This is a genomic window from Acinetobacter sp. CAU_H_S170_2 (assembly GCF_058890445.1).
This window is the reverse complement of record NZ_JBZYAE010000001.1, coordinates 133309-152213: the sequence shown is the minus strand read 5'-3', so window position 1 is coordinate 152213 and position 18905 is coordinate 133309. Positions and strand designations below refer to the sequence as shown.

Annotated in this window: 17 protein-coding genes and 1 tRNA gene; 9 read left to right on the top strand and 9 right to left on the bottom strand. The window is 43.1% G+C overall.

Annotated elements, in window-relative coordinates; genetic code table 11:
• Nucleotides 1-5: 5 nt before the first annotated feature.
• From mraY to AC5EUN_RS00680, 8 genes are all read right to left on the bottom strand, one after another.
• Nucleotides 6-1124, bottom strand: a complete 1119-nt coding sequence (gene mraY, locus AC5EUN_RS00715; RefSeq protein ID WP_130235301.1) for a phospho-N-acetylmuramoyl-pentapeptide-transferase — start codon at nucleotides 1122-1124, stop codon at nucleotides 6-8.
• A complete protein-coding gene (locus AC5EUN_RS00710; RefSeq protein WP_125280894.1) occupies nucleotides 1125-2534 on the bottom strand; it encodes a UDP-N-acetylmuramoyl-tripeptide--D-alanyl-D-alanine ligase in 1410 nt (469 codons plus the stop codon).
• Nucleotides 2535-2543: 9 nt separating this feature from the next.
• Nucleotides 2544-4040: a UDP-N-acetylmuramoyl-L-alanyl-D-glutamate--2,6-diaminopimelate ligase gene (locus AC5EUN_RS00705; protein WP_493352130.1), complete on the bottom strand. Its 1497-nt coding sequence runs from the start codon at nucleotides 4038-4040 to the stop codon at nucleotides 2544-2546.
• Nucleotides 4041-4047: 7 nt separating this feature from the next.
• Complete coding sequence (gene ftsI / locus AC5EUN_RS00700) at nucleotides 4048-5871, bottom strand: penicillin-binding protein PBP3 (RefSeq protein ID WP_010327652.1); 1824 nt, start codon at nucleotides 5869-5871, stop codon at nucleotides 4048-4050.
• A gap of 12 nt (nucleotides 5872-5883) precedes the next feature.
• Nucleotides 5884-6216, bottom strand: a complete 333-nt coding sequence (gene ftsL, locus AC5EUN_RS00695) for a cell division protein FtsL (protein WP_004691506.1) — start codon at nucleotides 6214-6216, stop codon at nucleotides 5884-5886.
• A complete protein-coding gene (gene rsmH / locus AC5EUN_RS00690; protein WP_004978100.1) occupies nucleotides 6216-7139 on the bottom strand; it encodes a 16S rRNA (cytosine(1402)-N(4))-methyltransferase RsmH in 924 nt (307 codons plus the stop codon). Before rsmH ends, ftsL begins: the two co-directional genes overlap by 1 nt.
• 187 nt (nucleotides 7140-7326) lie before the next feature.
• Complete coding sequence (locus AC5EUN_RS00685; RefSeq protein ID WP_493352129.1) at nucleotides 7327-8346, bottom strand: sulfate ABC transporter substrate-binding protein; 1020 nt, start codon at nucleotides 8344-8346, stop codon at nucleotides 7327-7329.
• A 252-nt stretch (nucleotides 8347-8598) separates the two neighbouring features.
• Entirely contained in the window at nucleotides 8599-9597 is a 999-nt protein-coding gene (locus AC5EUN_RS00680; RefSeq protein ID WP_493352128.1) for a sulfate ABC transporter substrate-binding protein, read from the bottom strand.
• 389 nt (nucleotides 9598-9986) lie between these two features.
• On the opposite strand from AC5EUN_RS00680, the gene AC5EUN_RS00675 reads away from it, so the two are divergent.
• The 5 genes from AC5EUN_RS00675 to AC5EUN_RS00655 all read left to right on the top strand — a co-directional run bounded on the left by AC5EUN_RS00675 (nucleotide 9987) and on the right by AC5EUN_RS00655 (nucleotide 13542).
• The gene (locus tag AC5EUN_RS00675; RefSeq protein WP_004978106.1) at nucleotides 9987-10271 is read left to right on the top strand and encodes a hypothetical protein; all 285 of its coding nucleotides are present in this window, start codon (nucleotides 9987-9989) and stop codon (nucleotides 10269-10271) included.
• A 148-nt stretch (nucleotides 10272-10419) separates the two neighbouring features.
• Nucleotides 10420-11928, top strand: coding sequence for a glutamate--tRNA ligase (gene gltX / locus AC5EUN_RS00670; RefSeq protein WP_493352127.1), 1509 nt, complete (start codon nucleotides 10420-10422; stop codon nucleotides 11926-11928).
• 92 nt (nucleotides 11929-12020) lie between these two features.
• Nucleotides 12021-12096, top strand: a tRNA-Glu gene (locus AC5EUN_RS00665).
• A 152-nt stretch (nucleotides 12097-12248) separates the two neighbouring features.
• Nucleotides 12249-12590, top strand: a complete 342-nt coding sequence (locus tag AC5EUN_RS00660) for a membrane protein (RefSeq protein ID WP_010327661.1) — start codon at nucleotides 12249-12251, stop codon at nucleotides 12588-12590.
• Nucleotides 12591-12738: 148 nt separating this feature from the next.
• On the top strand, nucleotides 12739-13542 hold the full coding sequence (locus tag AC5EUN_RS00655; protein ID WP_493352126.1) for a DUF4198 domain-containing protein: 804 nt from the start codon (nucleotides 12739-12741) through the stop codon (nucleotides 13540-13542).
• A gap of 59 nt (nucleotides 13543-13601) precedes the next feature.
• Here the strand turns inward: AC5EUN_RS00655 and ettA are convergent, their stop codons facing one another.
• Nucleotides 13602-15263: an energy-dependent translational throttle protein EttA gene (gene ettA / locus AC5EUN_RS00650; protein ID WP_004978114.1), complete on the bottom strand. Its 1662-nt coding sequence runs from the start codon at nucleotides 15261-15263 to the stop codon at nucleotides 13602-13604.
• A 295-nt stretch (nucleotides 15264-15558) separates the two neighbouring features.
• Here ettA and AC5EUN_RS00645 point away from each other — a divergent pair, with 295 nt between their 5' ends.
• From AC5EUN_RS00645 to AC5EUN_RS00630, 4 genes are all read left to right on the top strand, one after another.
• Nucleotides 15559-16836: an O-acetylhomoserine aminocarboxypropyltransferase/cysteine synthase family protein gene (locus AC5EUN_RS00645; protein WP_178895769.1), complete on the top strand. Its 1278-nt coding sequence runs from the start codon at nucleotides 15559-15561 to the stop codon at nucleotides 16834-16836.
• 320 nt (nucleotides 16837-17156) lie between these two features.
• Entirely contained in the window at nucleotides 17157-18032 is an 876-nt protein-coding gene (locus AC5EUN_RS00640) for an SDR family NAD(P)-dependent oxidoreductase (protein WP_238893368.1), read from the top strand.
• A gap of 131 nt (nucleotides 18033-18163) precedes the next feature.
• The gene (locus tag AC5EUN_RS00635) at nucleotides 18164-18487 is read left to right on the top strand and encodes a hypothetical protein (protein WP_493352125.1); all 324 of its coding nucleotides are present in this window, start codon (nucleotides 18164-18166) and stop codon (nucleotides 18485-18487) included.
• A gap of 95 nt (nucleotides 18488-18582) precedes the next feature.
• A complete protein-coding gene (locus tag AC5EUN_RS00630) occupies nucleotides 18583-18900 on the top strand; it encodes a hypothetical protein (RefSeq protein ID WP_004691542.1) in 318 nt (105 codons plus the stop codon).
• Nucleotides 18901-18905: the final 5 nt, after the last annotated feature.

Below are 18905 nucleotides of genomic sequence, written 5' to 3'. Positions count from 1 at the left end.
TTTGCTTAGCGCAATTTTAAAGTCATTAGCCCTAAAACTACCAGCATAATTGTGATAATCCAAAAACGAATCACCACTTGGGTTTCACGCCAGCCTTTTTTCTCATAATGGTGGTGTAAAGGTGCCATCAGAAATACCCGTTTATTGCGCATTCTGAGAGAACCAATTTGCAAGAAGACTGAAATCGCTTCGACCAAAAACACACCAGCCATAATGGCAAAGACAATTTCCTGACGAACCATGACCGCAATTGTACCGAGCATTGCACCCAATGATAATGCACCCACATCGCCCATAAAAACCTGTGCAGGGTGTGCATTAAACCAAAGGAAGGCTAGACCCGCGCCAATCATGGCTGCACAAACCACCACCAACTCAGAAGCAAAGCGCACATAAGGAATATGTAAATAATTGGCAAAACGGACATCACCAGCCAAATATGCAAATACACCTAAACCCGCTGCAACCAGCACTACAGGCATAATCGCTAAACCGTCCAAACCATCGGTCAGGTTCACGGCATTTGATGCACCATTAATGACCAAATAGGTGAAAATGATAAAACCAATACCCAGCGGAATCACCGACAAAGGAATACTTAAATCTTTAAAAAATGGAATCAGCAGATCCAGCATATTTGCGGTATGCACAGGATTGCTCTGTTGTTGCGCAATTACATATAGCGCAATACCTGCGCCCAATGATGCAAGCGAGGTCCAAAAGAACTTTTTACGGGCAGGTAAGCCTGCATTGTCTTTATAGCGAATCTTGATCCAGTCATCGGCCCAACCCACTGCACCAAAAATCACCATCACTGCCAAGACAATCCATACATAAGGGTTGGACAAATCTGCCCACAACAGTGTGGAGATACCAATTGAGAGTAAGATTAGCACCCCACCCATGGTTGGTGTGCCCATTTTTTTGGCATGATTTTCAGGAGCATATGAACTCACGGCTTGACCATATTTGAGTGCTTGCAACTTGCGAATCATCACAGGACCGAGCACTAGACCAATGGTCAATGCGGTTAAAACACTGAGCAAAGAACGCAATGTTAAATAACGAACCACCTGAAACGAACTATGGTAGCCCGCCAGTTGTTCAAATAACCATAACAACATTTAGAGTTTCTCCATCAAATCAGCCATCAACGTTTCCATATGGGTATAACGAGAACCTTTAAACAGGAAACTCATAGACTGGGGTTGATGTGTTTCAATTAAACTGAGTAAGAACGGCAAAGCCTGCTCTTGAGTTAAAAAAGCCTGCATTTTTTTGCCATATTGGGTGCTGCGTGCGCCTTCTTGTGCCGCAGGTGCAAATTCACCGACAGCCACCACGAAGTTCAACCCTTTCACCGAGACCAAATCACGTCCCAGCATATAGTGCTGCTGTGCAGCAGAGCTACCTAGCTCACCAATATCACCCATCACCATCACTCGAACCCCCTCTTGCTGTGCAAGCACTTCAGCAGCGGCACGCATAGAAGTTGGGTTGGCATTATAGGTATCATCAATTAACAAATGTCGACCTTGTTGAATAAAGTTCAAACGCCCTTTTGCACCGACCGCTTGCTCAAGGCCAAGCACAATATCATCCAAGCTAATACCAACCGCTAAAGCAAAAGCTGCCGCAGCAGTTGCATTTTGAACATTATGCTCCCCAGCAAACGGCAAATTCACCTGACGCACGCCTTGCGGGGTATTCAATTTAAACGTTGCAGATTGTGCCTGTAACTCAATCTCAGTGGCAAAGATTTCACCACCCGCACCAAAGCTGAGCACCTGTTCAGTTTGCACTGCTTGACGAATGCTATCGGCAAAGTCATCGGCCGCAGGAACAATCGCTGTACCATTTGCAGTAATATGCGCATAAATCTCAGACTTGGCACGGCAGATGCCATCGCGTCCACCAAACTCACCCAAATGTGCTGTACCAATATTGATAATGCCTGCAACCAAGGGCTGGACCAAATTCGAAGTATAGTCAATTTCACCTTGATGGCTTGCACCCAACTCCATCACCGCATATTGATGCTCAGGACGTAATTCCAATAACATGACTGGCACACCCAAGTCGTTATTCAGATTGCCACGGGTCACTAACGTTGGTGCTATACGTGACAAAATACTGCCTAACATTTCTTTGGTGGTGGTTTTACCACTACTCCCCGTCAGCGCAATCACTTTTAACTGTGGATTTTGTGCACGACGATAAGCCCCCAGTTGTCGCAATGCCAAACGCGTATCGGGCACCACCAACTGACAAATTTCCGCATCAATAGGCTGACTCACAATGGCCACTTGGCAACCTTGTTCAGCAACTTGCTGAATAAAAGCATGTGCATCAAAACGTTCGCCTTTGAGTGCTAAGAAAGCATCTCCTACTTCTGCATCACGAGAATCCGTCAAAATACGCTTAATTTCAGTATTTGGCGCTTGATCATTTAGCCAATAACCTTGGGTCGCTTCGAGTAACTGTGCGGCGGTCCATGACACTAAAGGCACTGTGCTGGTTGTTGAGGTATGCATATGACTTCCTTAGTGTGCAGGATAAGCAGAATCAGTAGTGTGGTGCTGTGCATCAATCGCGGATTGCACTTCGACGACATCGTCAAACCAATGCCGAACACCCTCTATTTCTTGATAGTTTTCATGACCTTTGCCTGCAATCACGACAATATCACCCGCTTGGGCCTGTTGAACGGCAAATTTAATCGCTTCACGACGATCATGGATTTCATGAACCACACGAGTTGAGAAATCAACACCCGCTTTCATATCGGCAAAAATTTGCTCAGGATTTTCTGTACGTGGGTTATCTGAAGTCAATAACACCACATCTGCTCCGTTTAATGCTGCTTGGGTCATGAGTGGGCGTTTGCCACGGTCGCGGTCTCCACCACAACCAAATACTGCCCAGAGTTGCTGTTCTACATGGCGCTTCAACGTGCTTAAGACTTGCACCAGAGCATCAGGCGTATGCGCATAATCAACAACAAATAAACGCGCATCATCACGAATCACTTGCATACGACCTGGTGCACCTTTGAGCTGTGCTGTCGTAGTAACCACATCGGCTAAATCAAAACCCGCTTGTTCAACCATAATTAAACTTGCGACCAAATTTTCAATATTAAAATGACCCAATAATGGGTTCTGTACCTGATATTCGGCCTGTGCCGTAGACAAGCTAAAGTTCGCACCCGTCAGGCTATATTGAATATTCTTCACCAGATAGTCTGCAGGCTGCGTAGTTGAATAGGTTAAAATTTTCGGTTGGGCTGGATTATTTTGTGCCGCGTGAATCATGACTCCAGCATGCTCATCATCTAGATTAATCACTGCAACTTTCAATGATAGAAATTGAAACAAGCGAGATTTAGCTTCGGCATAGGCCTCAAGCGTGCCATGGTAGTCCAAATGGTCACGACTTAAGTTACTATATGCAGCAATTTCAATTTCACTGCCCGCTAAACGACCTTGTTCCAAACCATGCGAAGAAGCTTCAATCGAAGCAAATTCAGCACCTTGCTTGGCATAAGTATGTAGTGCATTTTGTAAATGTAGCGCATCCAAGGTGGTATGCGACGATGCTTCTAAATTGGGTAAAATGCCATTACCTGTCGTGCCCATCACAGCACAAGACTGACCTTGCAACATCAACAGTTCAGCAACCAAACGAGAAATGGTGGTTTTACCATTGGTTCCCGTCACCGCTAAAATGCGAGCAGGCTGTACTTGGCTAGTGGCCAACAAAAATTGCTTTTGCCAGTTTCCCATCAAGTGACGCACATTCGGCACCACAATACTGTTTTCAAGTGCAAGCTCAGTTTCACTCACCACCGCTAAAGCCCCTTTGTCCAAGGCTATTTGGGCAAACTGCTCTGTTTTCTCAGGTTGTGAAAGCGATGTCAGCGCAATAAAAATTTGCCCTGCCTGTACTTTACGACTATCAAGAACAAAACCTTGAAATGGCTGTGCCATCCATTCAGCGCTTATGTTAACGGTGTAGAGTTGTTGAAATGTAATGGACATTCATCACCTATCTCTTGATTACAGGAGCATCTAAAGGTTTATCTAAAGGCACGTTCATTAAACGTAAGGATTCTTGCATAACACGGGCAAATACAGGCGCAGACACCGTACCACCATAGTAGGTCCCTTGCGGGTTTTCGACCACAACCACCATCGCTAAACGCGGGTCGCTAACGGGTGCAACACCAGCAAAAAGTGCACGATATTCGTTGGTTGAGTAACCTTTACGGTCAGCACGTAACTTATGCGCGGTTCCTGTTTTACCCCCCACACGGTAGCCCGGAATGGTTGCACGAGTCGCGGTACCACCCGGTAAGGTTGCCGTTTCCATCATCAACAAAACTTGATCCGCAATTTTTGGATCAATCATTTGTTCACCACGGGGAGGCGCATCTAACTTATACAAACTCAAAGGCATTTTCACACCTTTGTTAGCCAACATGGCATAAGCATCCACCATTTGCAGCACAGTCGCATTTAAGCCATAGCCATATGCCATGGTCGCGACTTCCGATACATTCCATTTACTTGGTGGAAGAATTAAACCACCACTTTCACCCGGGAATTTAACTGCTGAACGCTGACCAAAACCGAGACGTTTATAAAAAGTCGGTAAAGTTGCATAAGGGAGAGACAAAGCAATTTTAGCCACACCCACGTTAGAGGATTTTTGAATAATCCCACCTAAAGTCAGTGGACCGTAGTTATGCGTATCTCGAATAGTGTGGTTACCGACCCTCATCGAACCTGGAGTGGTATTGACCACCGTATTCGGCATATATTTGCCGCTTTCCAAAGCCATTGAAATGGTCAAAGGCTTCATGGTTGAACCCGGTTCGAAAGAATCAACCGCACCACGGTTACGCATGGCGTCTTTATTGGACAAACTGTTTTTATCGTTCGGGTTATACGACGGCCACGATGCCATCGCTAAAATTTCACCCGTTTTCACATCGACCGCAATCGCTGTTGCAGAACGAGCATTATTGGCTACACCCGCAGCAGTCAGTTCACGGTACATAATGTACTGAAGGCGCGAGTCAATACTGAGCGTAATATTTTCGCCCGGCTCAACTTCTTTAACTACCTCTGCATCTTTAAAACGATTGCCCTTTTTATCTCGAACAATTTGCTGCTCACCATCAATACCCGACAGGCGTTGATTCAGCTGCATTTCTAAACCTTCAATGCCCGAACCTTCACTGTTGGTCAAACCAATAATTTGCGCATTCGGTTGTGGTTGCGGATAGTAACGCTTGTAGTTCTTTTCGGTATAAACACCTTGGAACTCACGTTTCGCAATCAGTTCAGCTTGCTGAGGTGGCACTTCTTTTTTTAAGACCAAGTAACGAGAACGCGGACGTTCATTCAGTTTCCGCTTCAGTTCCGCACGATCCATGCCCACGGCATCAGCCAGTTCATCCAGATTTAAGTTTTTGTCTGGTAATTGACGCTTCAATTTACGATTGTGCGGGTCTTTGGCTAATTCAGCGGTAATTTCATCAAACAGTTTTTTATTATCAAAATAATCACGTGGGTCAATCACCACTTTCATAATCGGCGTACTGATCGCCAAAGGCACACCATGACGGTCATAAATCACACCGCGCATGGCCTTAATTTTTTCAGTTCTTAAAATATTGGCATTGGCTTTGTTTTGCAAAAACTCGGTATTGATGACCTGTACGTAAAAAGCACGTCCAACCAAAGCAATAAAGCAAGCTAAAACCACCGCCCACATGAGATAAAAGCGCCACATTTCAACCTGTAGAGCCGATTTTTCAGTCACCGCTTGCTGTTTTTTACGAGTGGGTTTACGCTTTTCTACCATGTTACAGCGGCCTTATTTTTTGTCTTCTGAAGTCGTGGGTAAAGAAATCACTACGGTTTGCGCCGCAGGTGGTGAATACATCCGCAGTTGCGTCACCGCCCGCGTTCCAATTTGTGCAGTTGCGCCAAAAGTTTGCTGTTCAATCAGCAAACGGCCCCACTCTGCATTTAAGTCATCACGCTCGCGCATAAAAGAGCTCATTTCGCGATAGTCATGACGGTATTCAAACACTTGGAACACCACCATCATGGCACTGATAAACACCAGCACCAATAAAATGACATAGGCAATCAGCTTCTTAAACTTTAACTTTGTTGGAATTTTTTCAACGACTTCAGTTTTCATTATTCGCCTTTAAGTGCTAAGCGCTCTGCAACTCTAAGCCATGCACTACGTGAACGTGGATTGGCTTTAACCTCGGCATCACTTGCTTTCACACGTGATACTTTCTTTAAACGACGTGTATCTGGTCGTTGTTGTGGCATACCCCAACCCATGTCTTCCTCAAGTGTCGACTCTTTTTGAATAAATTGTTTAATTAATCGATCTTCTAGCGAATGGAAGCTAATCACAGCCAAGCGACCATTCGGTTTTAATACTTCTACCGCTTGCGGTAGGAAAACTTCAATATCTTCTAATTCTTTATTAATGGCAATACGAATTGCTTGGAAAGTTCGTGTTGCGGCATGTTTATTTTTTTCCCATTTCGGGTGCGCCACTTTCACAATTTCAGCCAACTGCGCTGTGGTTTCAATCAACCCAGCCGCTTTAATCGCTTTGGCAATACGACGGCTATAACGCTCTTCACCGTATTGGAAAATAATATTGGCTAACGCTTCTTCCTCAATATTGACCAGCCACTGCGCTGCAGTTGGACCTTTTGAATTGTCCATACGCATATCCAGTGGTCCATCTTTCATAAAACTAAAGCCACGCTCCGCCTGATCAAGCTGCGGTGAAGACACGCCCAAATCGGCCATAACCCCATCGACCAAGCCAATGCCGCGTACTTCTAACTCATGCTTAAGGTCAGCAAAGCTGGCATGGATAATTTTAAAACGTGGATCTTCTTGTTCTAAAATCGCGGCTGTTTCCAGTGCTTGCGGGTCTTTATCAAAACCATAGACACGTGCATTTTCATCCAGCTTAGACAACAGCAAGCGTGTATGTCCGCCACGACCAAACGTCCCATCAATGAAAATCCCTGTATTGCGATCTGCTACCAAAGCATCAACAGTTTCGTGAAGTAATACAGAAATATGCGACATAAAGACTCAATATGATCGGAAGGAAAAATGTAACTGCACATTATTACCTTGTTTTAACAAAGCTCCAAACGACTTTTTGTAGGGAAATATTACTTTTCATAGACAAAACCGTTTTTAAACGGCATTCATTATCAAAAAAGCCTCCCAAGGGAGGCTTTTTAAGCAGCAGCTGAAATAATTAACTGGATTATTTACGGCTATTATAGATTTGGTCGAAGGTCGCCCCATTCACAAAGTGGGTCTTTTGAGCATTGGCCCAACCACCAAACACTTCATCAATGGTGAAGGTTTTTAACGGTGGAAATTGCGCTTTATATTTTTCTAAAACTGCAGCATTACGCGGACGATAGAAGTGTTTCGCCACCATTTCCTGACCCAGTGGTGAATATAAATAGTTGATATAACCCTGTGCTAACCACTTGTTGCCATTTTTAGCCACGGTCTTATCCACGATTGCCACCGAAGGCTCGGTTAAAATCGAGATCGATGGATAAACAATATCGAACTGATTTTTACCTAAAGTTTTTTGTGTCACTAAGGCTTCATTTTCCCAAGTCAACAACACATCACCAATGCGACGTTCTGCAAAGGTGGTCATAGACGCCCGTGCCGCAGAGTCCATGACTTTCACGTTATGGTACATTTTACCCACAAACTCTTTGGCTTTGGCCTCATTACCACCGGGTTGTTTCAGTGCATAACCCCAAGCAGACAGATACACCCAACGCGGTAGACCGCCTGTTTTAGGATTAGGCGTAATAATTTGCACACCCGGTTTGGTTAAGTCAGACCAGTCCTTAATTTTTTTCGGATTGCCTTTACGTACCATGAACACAATGGTCGACGTATAAGGTGCAGAGTTATTTGGGAACTCTTTTTGCCAACCCGGTTGAATTTGACCCGATTTGACAATTTCTTCAATGTCATTGGCTAAAGCCAAGGTCACTACATCCCCTTTTAGACCATCCACGACCGAACGGGCTTGTTTACCTGAACCACCGTGTGACTGTTTAAAGTCGACCGTTTGTCCTGTACGACTTTGCCAATAAGCACCAAAGGATTTATTGAACTCATCGTAAAATTCACGTGTTGCATCATAGGAGACATTGAGCATAGTACGGTCAGCCGCTTGAGCTGATGTCATACTGAATGTCAGACCTGTTGCCACTACGGCAGCAGCCCAGAGAGATTTCAAATGCGTTTTCATGGCGTATTAAATTAAATATCAAGAATTATGCTAAATATATGAAACAAAATCATAAATCGCAATTCACTTTTGTTTTTTAAATACTCGTTATTTTAGAATCACTGAGACCTAATGAATTGTTTTTATTTAAAATAACAGCAAACACTTTACTTATTCTTATTATATACATTTTTATGCTTAAAATATAATAAAAGTGGATATACGTATATCCACTTTTATGTCCGAACGTGATCTCATTAAACCACAGCACGTTTATTTTTCAGTATAAATTTGATCAAAGATCGCACCATTTACAAAGTGAGTTTTCTGCGCTTTGGCCCACCCTCCAAAGACATCATTAATATTAAAGGTTTTTTGCTTTGGAAACTGAGCAAGGTATTTAGTCGCCACTTGTTTATTTCGTGGACGGAAGAAATGCTTCGCCGCCAACTCCTGACCTTTTGGCGAATACAGATAATTTAAATAGCCCTTGGCCAAATTTCGATTGCCGTTTTTGTCCACGGTTTTGTCTACAATCGCAACCGACGGCTCCGCTAAAATCGAAATAGACGGATAAACAATATCGTATTTGTCTTTACCTAGGCCTTGAGTTGCCAGTAAAGCTTCATTTTCCCAAGACAACAACACATCACCTATGCCTCGTTCAGAAAACGTGGTCAATGAACCTCGCGCACCTGAATCAAGAACTTTGACATTTTGATAAAGTTTTTTCACCAATTCTTTGGCTTTAGCATCATTACCTCCCGGTTGTTTTAATGCATAACCCCAAGCCGATAAATAAATCCAACGCGGCGCACCCCCTGTTTTTGGATTTGGGGTAATGATCTCAACCCCCGGTTTGGTTAAATCATTCCAGTCTTTAATTTGTTTGGGATTACCCTTACGCACTAAAAAAACAATGGTTGAAGTATAAGGTGCAGAATTATTTGGAAATTCTTTTTGCCAGTTTTTATCAATTTGTCCAGTATTCACAATTTCATCAATATCATTGGCCAAGGCCAAGGTCACCACATCTGCTTGTAGACCCGTTGCAACGGCACGTGCTTGCTTGCCCGATCCACCATGAGACTGTTTAAAATTGACCTCCTGCCCAGTTTTGCTTTTCCAATACTGTCCAAAGGCTTGGTTATATTCTTGATAAAACTCACGGGTCGGATCATAAGATACATTTAAAAAATCTTTTGCTGCATAAGCACTGGCTGCAAAGCCCCCAAGTAATACTAAAATAGATGTCGCTAATATTTTTTTCATTGCTTTATACTCGAACTGAATTTGCTCACTATATAAACAACAAAAAATCAATACAATCATCTAGTTATAATTAATTATGGCTTTTATATCTGATAAAAAGATATCTCTAAAAGGACTATTTTGTGCACTTTTAAGGATAAACCCATATCCATCCTCCACAGATCAAGCTCAAAATCTCCATGCTATCTCCACAGTTATTTGGTACAAAAAGCCAAATGATTTATATTTGATGTTTAAATGTCAATTTAGCCCAAATTTGTTTATAATTTTGTAAATTGTGTGACACAGTTCTACTTTTTTATTTGTGAAATCGGTTAAATTGAAACTAGATTACCAATGACTTTAATAAAAATCTGTTCCAATACCATGTTGAGAGGGGGGAAAAGGACATGAAAGCAACATTTTTACATACCGTTACGTTGAGTATCGGCTTGGCTTGTTTTAGCCAACTGGGACATAGTGCAGCCATTCAAAGCAATGACAAAGCGACGATGCCCACTGAGAAAACATCGTTGATTGAAAAAGCGCTCAGTCAACAAAAAGGCAGTGACCGAACCACGATGACGGATAATGATTTAAAAATCATGACCTCAATCAAAGTTGCACCGACACAAAATTTCTTTGCTACACAAAACCAGCGCTTTAGCCGTTTTGTGCAATCATTGTTCCTCTAAACTAAAAATAAGCCACAGTGTCGTAACCACTCTCAAGTTATGACATTTGCGTACTAAAGCCTGATCACTGAATGTTGAATTAAGCATTAAGTGGTCGGGCTTTTTCGTTATAATAGACCTCAATTTACATTCTGAATCATAATTGGCTATGACTGTTCGTACTCGTATTGCACCCTCTCCAACTGGCTTCCCGCATGTGGGCACAGCGTATATTGCGTTATTTAACTTATGCTATGCCAAGCAACATGGTGGTGAATTTATTCTGCGGATTGAAGATACCGACCAACTTCGTTCGACTCCTGAATCTGAAAAAATGATTTTAGATTCACTGCGTTGGTTAGGATTGAATTGGTCTGAAGGTCCAGACATTGGCGGGCCACATGCGCCATATCGCCAGTCTGAACGCATGCATATTTATAAGCAATATGCACTGGATTTGGTTGAAAAAGGTCATGCGTTCTACTGCTTTGCTACGAGCGAAGAGTTGGATCAAATGCGTGCAGAACAACAGGCCCGTGGTGAAACACCAAAGTACGATGGTCGTGGTTTAAAATTATCTGCTGAAGAAGTCCAAAGCCGCCTTGCTGCAGGTGAACCACACGTGATTCGTATGAAAGTGCCCGAAGAAGGCATTTGTACAGTCAATGACTTACTGCGCGGGGAAGTGGAAATTCCTTGGGTACAAGTCGACATGCAAGTTTTGCTTAAAACCGATGGTTTACCGACCTATCACCTTGCCAATGTTGTCGATGACCATTTGATGCAAATTACCCACGTTTTCCGTGGCGAAGAATGGCTGCCTTCTGCACCTAAACATCAGTTGCTGTATCAATACTTTGGTTGGGAAATGCCTGTACTGGGTCATATGCCATTACTACGTAACCCAGACAAATCAAAACTGTCGAAACGTAAGAACCCAACTTCTATTAACTACTACAAAAATATTGGTGTCTTGCCTGAAGCCTTGTTGAACTACTTAGGCCGCATGGGCTGGTCGATGCCAGATGAACGCGAAAAATTCACATTGGCGGAGATGATTGAACACTTTGATATTCAACGTGTATCCCTCGGTGGTCCAATTTTTGATGTAGAAAAACTGAATTGGCTCAATGGTCAATGGATCAAAGGCTTAAGCCCTGCTGAACTGTTAGATACTTTATTGGCATGGAAAGCAGATCGTAAGATGCTCGAAGACATCGCTGCAGCGATTCAACCTCGTATCAACTTACTTTCAGAAGCGGTGAACTGGTCTGCACATTACTTTAACCAGTTCCCAAGCTTGACCAAAGAACAGTTTGAAAGCAAGAAACTGAGCGAAGTACAAGTTCGTCAAAGTCTGCAATTTGCGATTTGGCGTTTGGAAAGCATGTTCACATGGAACAATGACACCGTAAGTCAAACCTTGATGGACTTAGCCAGCCAAATGGAAATTAAGCTCCGTGACTTTATGCCAGCGTTCTTTATTGCGATTGCAGGTTCAACCGCTTCGACTCCAGTGATGCAGACCATGGTCACCATTGGCCCGGACTTAACCTTCGCGCGCTTACGCCATGCTCTTGAAATTGTAGGTGGTCCAAGCAAAAAAGAAGCAAAAGTTTGGGAAAAACTCAATGAAAGTCTAAAATTGCCGAAAAATGACGCAGTTGATGAAGCTTAATTGATTTTTTAGTTGACGCATGGGCGTTATATCCCTAATATAGCGCTCACACAGAGAGACGGTGTTAACCACTCAACGTGATGCCTCAATAAGTCCCTATCGTCTAGAGGCCTAGGACATCGCCCTTTCACGGCGGTAACCGGGGTTCGAATCCCCGTAGGGACGCCATATTTAAGATGGCAACATCTGGTAAAAAACCCAAGCATTATGATTTGGGTTTTTTATTGCCTCAAATTTATCAGCACTTCATTACCACGCTTTTTTGGCTTTCTGCTCCAATCCGATTAGAATACGGCATAGATTCGAATTTTGGAGTTGTAATGCAATATCGTTGTCCTCAATGTCAAAGCCCAAAAATTATGCCTGTTGCTCAAGCAGGGGCTCCAGCAACACGCCCTGTCGTGCCTAAAAGTCTGGTTTTTTTAGTTCCAGCCATTTTTGTATTATTACTTTTGGTGCTCATTAGCATCGCAATGTGGCTATTTGGGGATGGCGCTGGCTCAACATTACAAATTGCAACGGTTGTGGTTTTCATCGTGTGTGTAATTGCAGGCTTCCTATTTTACCGCGACCTTCCTGATTTTAAGATTTCAATGCAAGGCTTCATGCAGTCTCAGAAAAAATGGAAATGCCGTGAATGTGACCATGAGTGGGAAATCTAAGTTTTAACTTAGAACCTGCATCCAAAAAGGGAGTCTATGTACTCCCTTTTTATCTGCTTAAAGAATAAATAATAATTATTATCACCTGTTAGTTTTTCTCGATATAATCAAGAGCCTCATCTTACGAAATATTTTAGGCCTAGTCTCTATGAAAAACGCTCTACTCTGCACACTCTTATTCTGTTCAGTGGCTCAAGCGCATGAACCCTATGTCGCTCCACTGGCGTATCACACTGAAAATACCCAAGTCCCTGTATTGAGCGCCTATGCAGAACAAGCCTTTCATCCTGAATATGCCCTAAAAGATATTTCGTTCAGCGTTTTCCAGCCCAACCAAACACAGACTATGATTCAAGCACAAAAGCACTTAGAATCTGCAACTGCATTTGATCTTAAACTACCGGAAAAAGGCACCTATACCATTTTTGCCAAGACCTCATATCCAATTGAATATGTACAACATAATCGTCAATGGAAAATCTTTGCTGATGTCGCAGCAGATAAAGTCCCTGCCCTAAGCGAGCGTGACTATGTCATTCCAAGTGACTTTAAAGGCAAAGTGCCAAGTAAGGTCTCTACGGTTCGCGAATGGAGCATTCAAAGCTATGTGAGCAAAGACAGCACCACACCTGTCGCTGTAACGCCAGCCCCAATTCAAGTCAACTTCAAAACCCATCCAAATGAAATCACGGTGCAACAGCCTGTACAACTGCAAATTACTCAAGCAGGCAAAGCGCTTGCACACGCAGAACTCATGGTTCGCGCTCAAGGTGAGCTTGAGCAACAAGCAAAAAACACGCCTGTCGATGCACAAGGCCATGCCACACTCACTTTTGCACAAGCTGGGCAATACCTGATTGAAGTGAGCGAAAAAGTCGATGCCAAAGCAAAACCTAAAAATCAGTATTACACCATTATCAGCTTACAAGTGAATGCCCCTAAAACGCCTTAAGCGGCAATTGCTAAGCATAAAAAAACCAGCCCGAAGGCTGGTTTTTTTATGCGGGGAAATTAACCGCCAATTTTTTTGTATTTGGTACGCTTTTGAACCGCAGCATCACCTAAACGCGCTAAACGATAGGCTTCATATTCAGCATAGTTACCTTCGTAGAATTCAGGCTGTTCGTTCTCAAACGACAAGATGTGCGTTGCAATACGGTCAAGGAACCAACGGTCGTGCGACACCACCATTACCGTACCTGGGAATACAAGAATTGCATCCTCAAGTGCACGTAAGGTTTCGATATCCAAGTCGTTCGATGGCTCATCCAGTAAGATCACGTTTGCGCCCATTTGCAAGATTTTCGCCAGTTGTAAACGGTTACGCTCACCACCTGACAACTCACCTACACGCTTCTGCTGGTCTTGACCTTTGAAGTTAAAGCGACCGATATAAGCACGTGATGCAATTTCATAATCGCCAATTCTTAAGATATCCAAACCGCCAGAAACTTCTTCCCAAACGGTTTTGTTGTTATCTAAGGTGTCACGAATCTGACCCACATACGCTACTTTAACCGACTCACCCAAAGTCACCGTACCTGTATCTGGCTGTTGTTCACCAGTCATCATACGGAACAGTGTGGTTTTACCCGCACCGTTTGGACCCACGATACCCACAATGGCTGTAGGCGGTACGGTAAAGCTTAGGTTTTCGTACAGTACGCGACCATCAAATGATTTGCTGATGCCTTCCACTTCTACGACTTTATTGCCTAGACGTGGGCCAGGTGGAATATAGATTTCAGAAGTTTCGTTACGCTGTTGGAATTCACGTGAGTTAAGCTCTTCAAAACGCTCCATACGCGCTTTGTTTTTCTTTTGCTGACCTTTCGCATTTGAACGAACCCATTCAAGTTCTTTCTTCAATGCTTTAGCAAAAGACTCTTCTTGCTTGTTCTCTTGCTCTAGACGCGCATTCTTCTGCTCTAACCAAGAAGAATAGTTACCTTGATATGGAATACCCATACCGCGGTCAAGCTCAAGAATCCATTCCGCTACGTTATCCAAGAAATAACGGTCGTGCGTAATCGCCACAATGGTGCCGGCAAAGTCTTTCAAGAAACGCTCTAACCAAGACACAGATTCTGCATCCAAGTGGTTCGTTGGTTCGTCTAGAAGTAACATGTCTGGCTTAGATAAAAGCAAACGGCACAACGCAACACGGCGGCGCTCACCACCTGAAAGCAAGCTTACATCCGCATCCCAAGCTGGTAGATTCAAGGCAGCTGCAGCTTGATCCATTTGGTTGCTCAGGTTATGCGCATCCCATGAATGGATAATCGCTTCAAGTTTTTCTTGCTCTTTTGCCAATGCATCAAAGTCTGCATCTTCTGCTGCATATTCAGCAAATACTTCGTCCAAACGTGCCAAAGCATCCAATGGTTCACGTAAACCATCTTCTACGTTTCCACGGACATCTTTATTTGGATCAAGTGGCGGCTCTTGTTCTAGGTAACCGATTTTGATACCCGGTTGCGCACGAGCTTCACCAGAGAAATCTTTGTCTACGCCCGCCATAATACGAAGCAAGGTCGATTTACCTGCACCGTTTAAACCAAGTACACCAATTTTTGCACCCGGGAAAAATGACAAAGAGATGTCTTTTAAGATTTCGCGCTTAGGCGGAACCATCTTAGACACTCGGTTCATCGTATAAATATATTGGGCCACGTAGGACTCCTCAATAGAAAAACCAAAAAATCGCAAGAAGCGAAAAAATATTTGCGGGCATTATACGATGAATACGTTGAAAAAATAAGGCATGAAACCGATCTTCAATGCAATGTTACAACTTTCAGTGCGGTTATTTTTTAAACACTCTCTTTATCTTACTTTTCCGCAGACAAGAAGCTACGCTCAGCTCATCTTTATGAATTTTTTAGATAAATATTCATTATTTTCACACTTTCACTCATATTCATTGATGGTAGACTGTGCAATATTTAACTCACGCAGATGAAGTCCCATGACCTATAAAGATGAAACTTTGGCTATCCATGCTGGTTATAGCCCCGAAGCCACCACCAAAGCAGTGGCCGTACCGATTTATCAAACCACCTCTTATGCCTTTGATAATACGCAACATGGTGCGGATTTATTTGACCTTAAAGTACAAGGTAATATTTATACCCGAATTATGAACCCGACCACTGCGGTGCTAGAACAACGTTTAGCCGCACTCGAAGGCGGAATTGGTGCGTTGGCCTTAGCCTCTGGCATGGCTGCCATCACCTATGCCATTCAAACCATTACCGAAGCAGGGGACAACATTGCTTCTGTTTCAACCTTGTACGGTGGCACCTATAACCTGTTTGCCCACACTCTACCGAAACAAGGCATTGAGGTACGTTTCTTTGATTATCAAGATCCAGAAGCCCTACGCGGTTTAATTGATAAAAAAACCAAGTTGGTCTTTGTTGAATCGATTGGCAATCCACTCGGCAACATCATTGACCTAGAAGCGATCGCCAAAATCGCGCATGAATATGGCGTGCCTGTGGTGGTCGATAACACGGTTGCAACGCCTGCACTGCTGAAACCCTTTGAATATGGGGCAGATATTGTGGTGCATTCCTTGACCAAATATATTGGTGGGCATGGTAACTCGATTGGCGGTGCGATTGTCGACAGCGGTAAATTTCCTTGGGGCAAGCATCCTGAGCGCTTTAAAGTGCTGAATACGCCAGACCCAAGTTATCACGGCGTGAACTATGTCGAAGCTTTAGGCGAAGCAGCTTATATCGCGCGTGCCCGCGTGGTACCACTACGTAATACTGGCGCTGCGATTAGCCCTTTAAGCGTGTTCTTGATTCTACAAGGCTTAGAAACGCTAAACCTGCGTATGGAACGTCATACTGAAAATGCGCAGAAAGTCGCAGAATATTTACAAGCCCACCCCAAAGTGAAATGGGTCAACTATGCCGGCCTGAAAGATCACCCTCAGCATGGCTTAGCGCAAAAATATGTCAAAGGAAAACCTTCGGCAATTTTATCCTTTGGGGTACAAGATGGCCGTGAAGGTGGCACTCGCTTTATTGATGCTCTGCAACTCTTCACTCGCTTGGTCAATATTGGCGATGCCAAAAGTCTGGCCTGCCACCCCGCCACCACCACACATCGCCAACTGAATGAAGCAGAATTAAAGTCTGCTGGAGTAAGTCTTGATATGGTGCGTTTATCTGTAGGTATTGAACATATTGATGATTTAATTGCAGATTTAGAGCAGGCCTTGGCTCAAGTCTAAAATACAGAGTGCCAAACTTAAAACCTCAATCACATGATTGAGGTTTTTTATACGCTTGTCTTTTATATTTATAGCCCTTTCACTTTGATTGAATTCATGTTAAAAACAAGTAATTAGAAGAAATAAAATAGAGCTTTTACTCTAATTTTATTTATTATTTCAATAACTTATGCAGTGATATTTTTAAGCAGTTTAGGTATTATACCGTGAAGGAAAGCCGCTACATTTCTCAGAAAATGCAGCCTTAATAATCGAATATAAAAATAGCCATAACCCTCAAATATTTGACTTAGATCAGGAATGATAACGTGAATTCAAGAATGGATAGACTTTTTAAAGAACGTGTAAATGGAAAAACCGTCTTAATTACAGGCGCTTCAAGTGGTATTGGTTTAACCGTTGCGCACAAACTGGCTGACGCAGGAGCACACGTCCTTTTAGTTTCGCGCACCAAAGAAACACTAGAAGAAGTTAAAGCAGAAATCGAAGCCAAAGGTGGTTCAGCCTCTGTTTTTCCATGTGACCTAAATGATTTAGACTCGATTGATGAAGTCTCTAAGCAGATTTTAGCTTCAGTCGATCATATTGATATTTTAATTAATAACGCAGGTCGTTCGATCCGCCGTGCTGTACATGAGTCAGCGGAACGCTTCCACGACTTTGAACGCACCATGCAGCTTAACTACTTTGGTGCGGTACGTTTAGTCATGAACATCCTGCCACAAATGATGATTCGTCGTGATGGGCATATTATTAACATTAGCTCGATTGGCGTATTGGCAAATGCCACTCGTTTCTCAGCTTATGTGGCGTCTAAAGCCGCATTAGACGCATTCAGTCGCTGTCTTTCTGCCGAAGTGCATTCACATAAAATTGCGATTACTTCGGTGTATATGCCTTTGGTACGCACTCCAATGATTGCGCCGACGAAAATTTATAAATACGTCCCGACTCTTTCGCCTGAACAAGCAGCAGATCTGGTTGCTTATGCGATTGTGAAGCGTCCGAAGAAAGTGGCAACTAACTTAGGTCGCTTGGCATCGATTACTTATTCAATTGCACCAGACATCAACAATAAGCTCATGTCGATTGGTTATAACTTATTCCCAAGTTCTACCGCGTCTGTAGGCGAACAGCAAAAACTCAACTGGGTACAAAAAGCGTATGCACGCTTATTCCCAGGTGAACACTGGTAAGTTTTCTTACAATTTACCCAACCTTTGATCAAAGGTTGGGTAGCTAAATTTTTCGAAACTCTTTTATAGTTCTTAATATTCGCTTAAGAAAAAAAGCTCATCATAAAAGCAATTATAAAAGGGGAAAAGAAATGCAGACACTTTATTTATTCAAGCTTTTTTGCTTCATCTTTGCTGCAACCACTGCTTTTAATCTATATACAGAACTTACCCTCTCTCATATTTCAATCTGGCAAGTGCTGATTCATGGCGGTTTGCTGATGATCTTGCTCGAATTTGGCTTTAAGAGCCAACGCGCACCGCAACAGCCTACCCCACTGACGAGCGAAATATACTCTCTAGAAACAAAAAACAAGCCAATCTCACAACCCTCAAGCATGTATTGCAATATTTTTTCAAAAATAGGTTTAGTCTCCATTTTTTCCAGCCTGATTGCACAAAGCCTAATCAGTTAAGACTCATACCTTTTTTTGTGGACAAAAAATAAAGACGACGTGACCCTTCTACTTTTTGTGTTATAAACAGCCGTCTTTTTTTATTTTGTGAATTTATGCGCGCTTTTACTTTCGTACTGCAATATGTGTGTATCGCCTTTGCGATTTATCTCTGCTACCGAGTAGGCAGTAGCCTGTATTTACAAGATTATGTGATGATGGATATCGTGGCCAATGTCGGGACGATTCTAATCTGTATCGATCTTGCTGTTTTCCTGTGGCATAGCCGTAGTACACAAGCCATAAGCCTCAAAGATTATGCCACTCGACTGGAACAACCCGCTCCAACTTTTGTCAAAGTTTGCCGAAAGCTTGGGCACTTTGGCATTATGCTGATTATCACCAGTTGGATCGTGCCCATCATCAACGGATAAAAGTA

Excerpts from the sequence above, each read along its gene's own strand:
- mraY (WP_130235301.1), bottom strand. The coding sequence starts at position 1,124 with ATGTTGTTATGGTTATTTGAACAACTGGCGGGCTACCATAGTTCGTTT.
- AC5EUN_RS00710 (WP_125280894.1), bottom strand. The coding sequence starts at position 2,534 with ATGCATACCTCAACAACCAGCACAGTGCCTTTAGTGTCATGGACCGCC.
- AC5EUN_RS00705 (WP_493352130.1), bottom strand. The coding sequence starts at position 4,040 with ATGTCCATTACATTTCAACAACTCTACACCGTTAACATAAGCGCTGAA.
- ftsI (WP_010327652.1), bottom strand. The coding sequence starts at position 5,871 with ATGGTAGAAAAGCGTAAACCCACTCGTAAAAAACAGCAAGCGGTGACT.
- ftsL (WP_004691506.1), bottom strand. The coding sequence starts at position 6,216 with ATGAAAACTGAAGTCGTTGAAAAAATTCCAACAAAGTTAAAGTTTAAG.
- rsmH (WP_004978100.1), bottom strand. The coding sequence starts at position 7,139 with ATGTCGCATATTTCTGTATTACTTCACGAAACTGTTGATGCTTTGGTA.
- AC5EUN_RS00685 (WP_493352129.1), bottom strand. The coding sequence starts at position 8,346 with ATGAAAACGCATTTGAAATCTCTCTGGGCTGCTGCCGTAGTGGCAACA.
- AC5EUN_RS00680 (WP_493352128.1), bottom strand. The coding sequence starts at position 9,597 with ATGAAAAAAATATTAGCGACATCTATTTTAGTATTACTTGGGGGCTTT.
- AC5EUN_RS00675 (WP_004978106.1), top strand. The coding sequence starts at position 9,987 with ATGAAAGCAACATTTTTACATACCGTTACGTTGAGTATCGGCTTGGCT.
- gltX (WP_493352127.1), top strand. The coding sequence starts at position 10,420 with ATGACTGTTCGTACTCGTATTGCACCCTCTCCAACTGGCTTCCCGCAT.
- AC5EUN_RS00660 (WP_010327661.1), top strand. The coding sequence starts at position 12,249 with ATGCAATATCGTTGTCCTCAATGTCAAAGCCCAAAAATTATGCCTGTT.
- AC5EUN_RS00655 (WP_493352126.1), top strand. The coding sequence starts at position 12,739 with ATGAAAAACGCTCTACTCTGCACACTCTTATTCTGTTCAGTGGCTCAA.
- AC5EUN_RS00645 (WP_178895769.1), top strand. The coding sequence starts at position 15,559 with ATGACCTATAAAGATGAAACTTTGGCTATCCATGCTGGTTATAGCCCC.
- AC5EUN_RS00640 (WP_238893368.1), top strand. The coding sequence starts at position 17,157 with ATGGATAGACTTTTTAAAGAACGTGTAAATGGAAAAACCGTCTTAATT.
- AC5EUN_RS00635 (WP_493352125.1), top strand. The coding sequence starts at position 18,164 with ATGCAGACACTTTATTTATTCAAGCTTTTTTGCTTCATCTTTGCTGCA.
- AC5EUN_RS00630 (WP_004691542.1), top strand. The coding sequence starts at position 18,583 with ATGCGCGCTTTTACTTTCGTACTGCAATATGTGTGTATCGCCTTTGCG.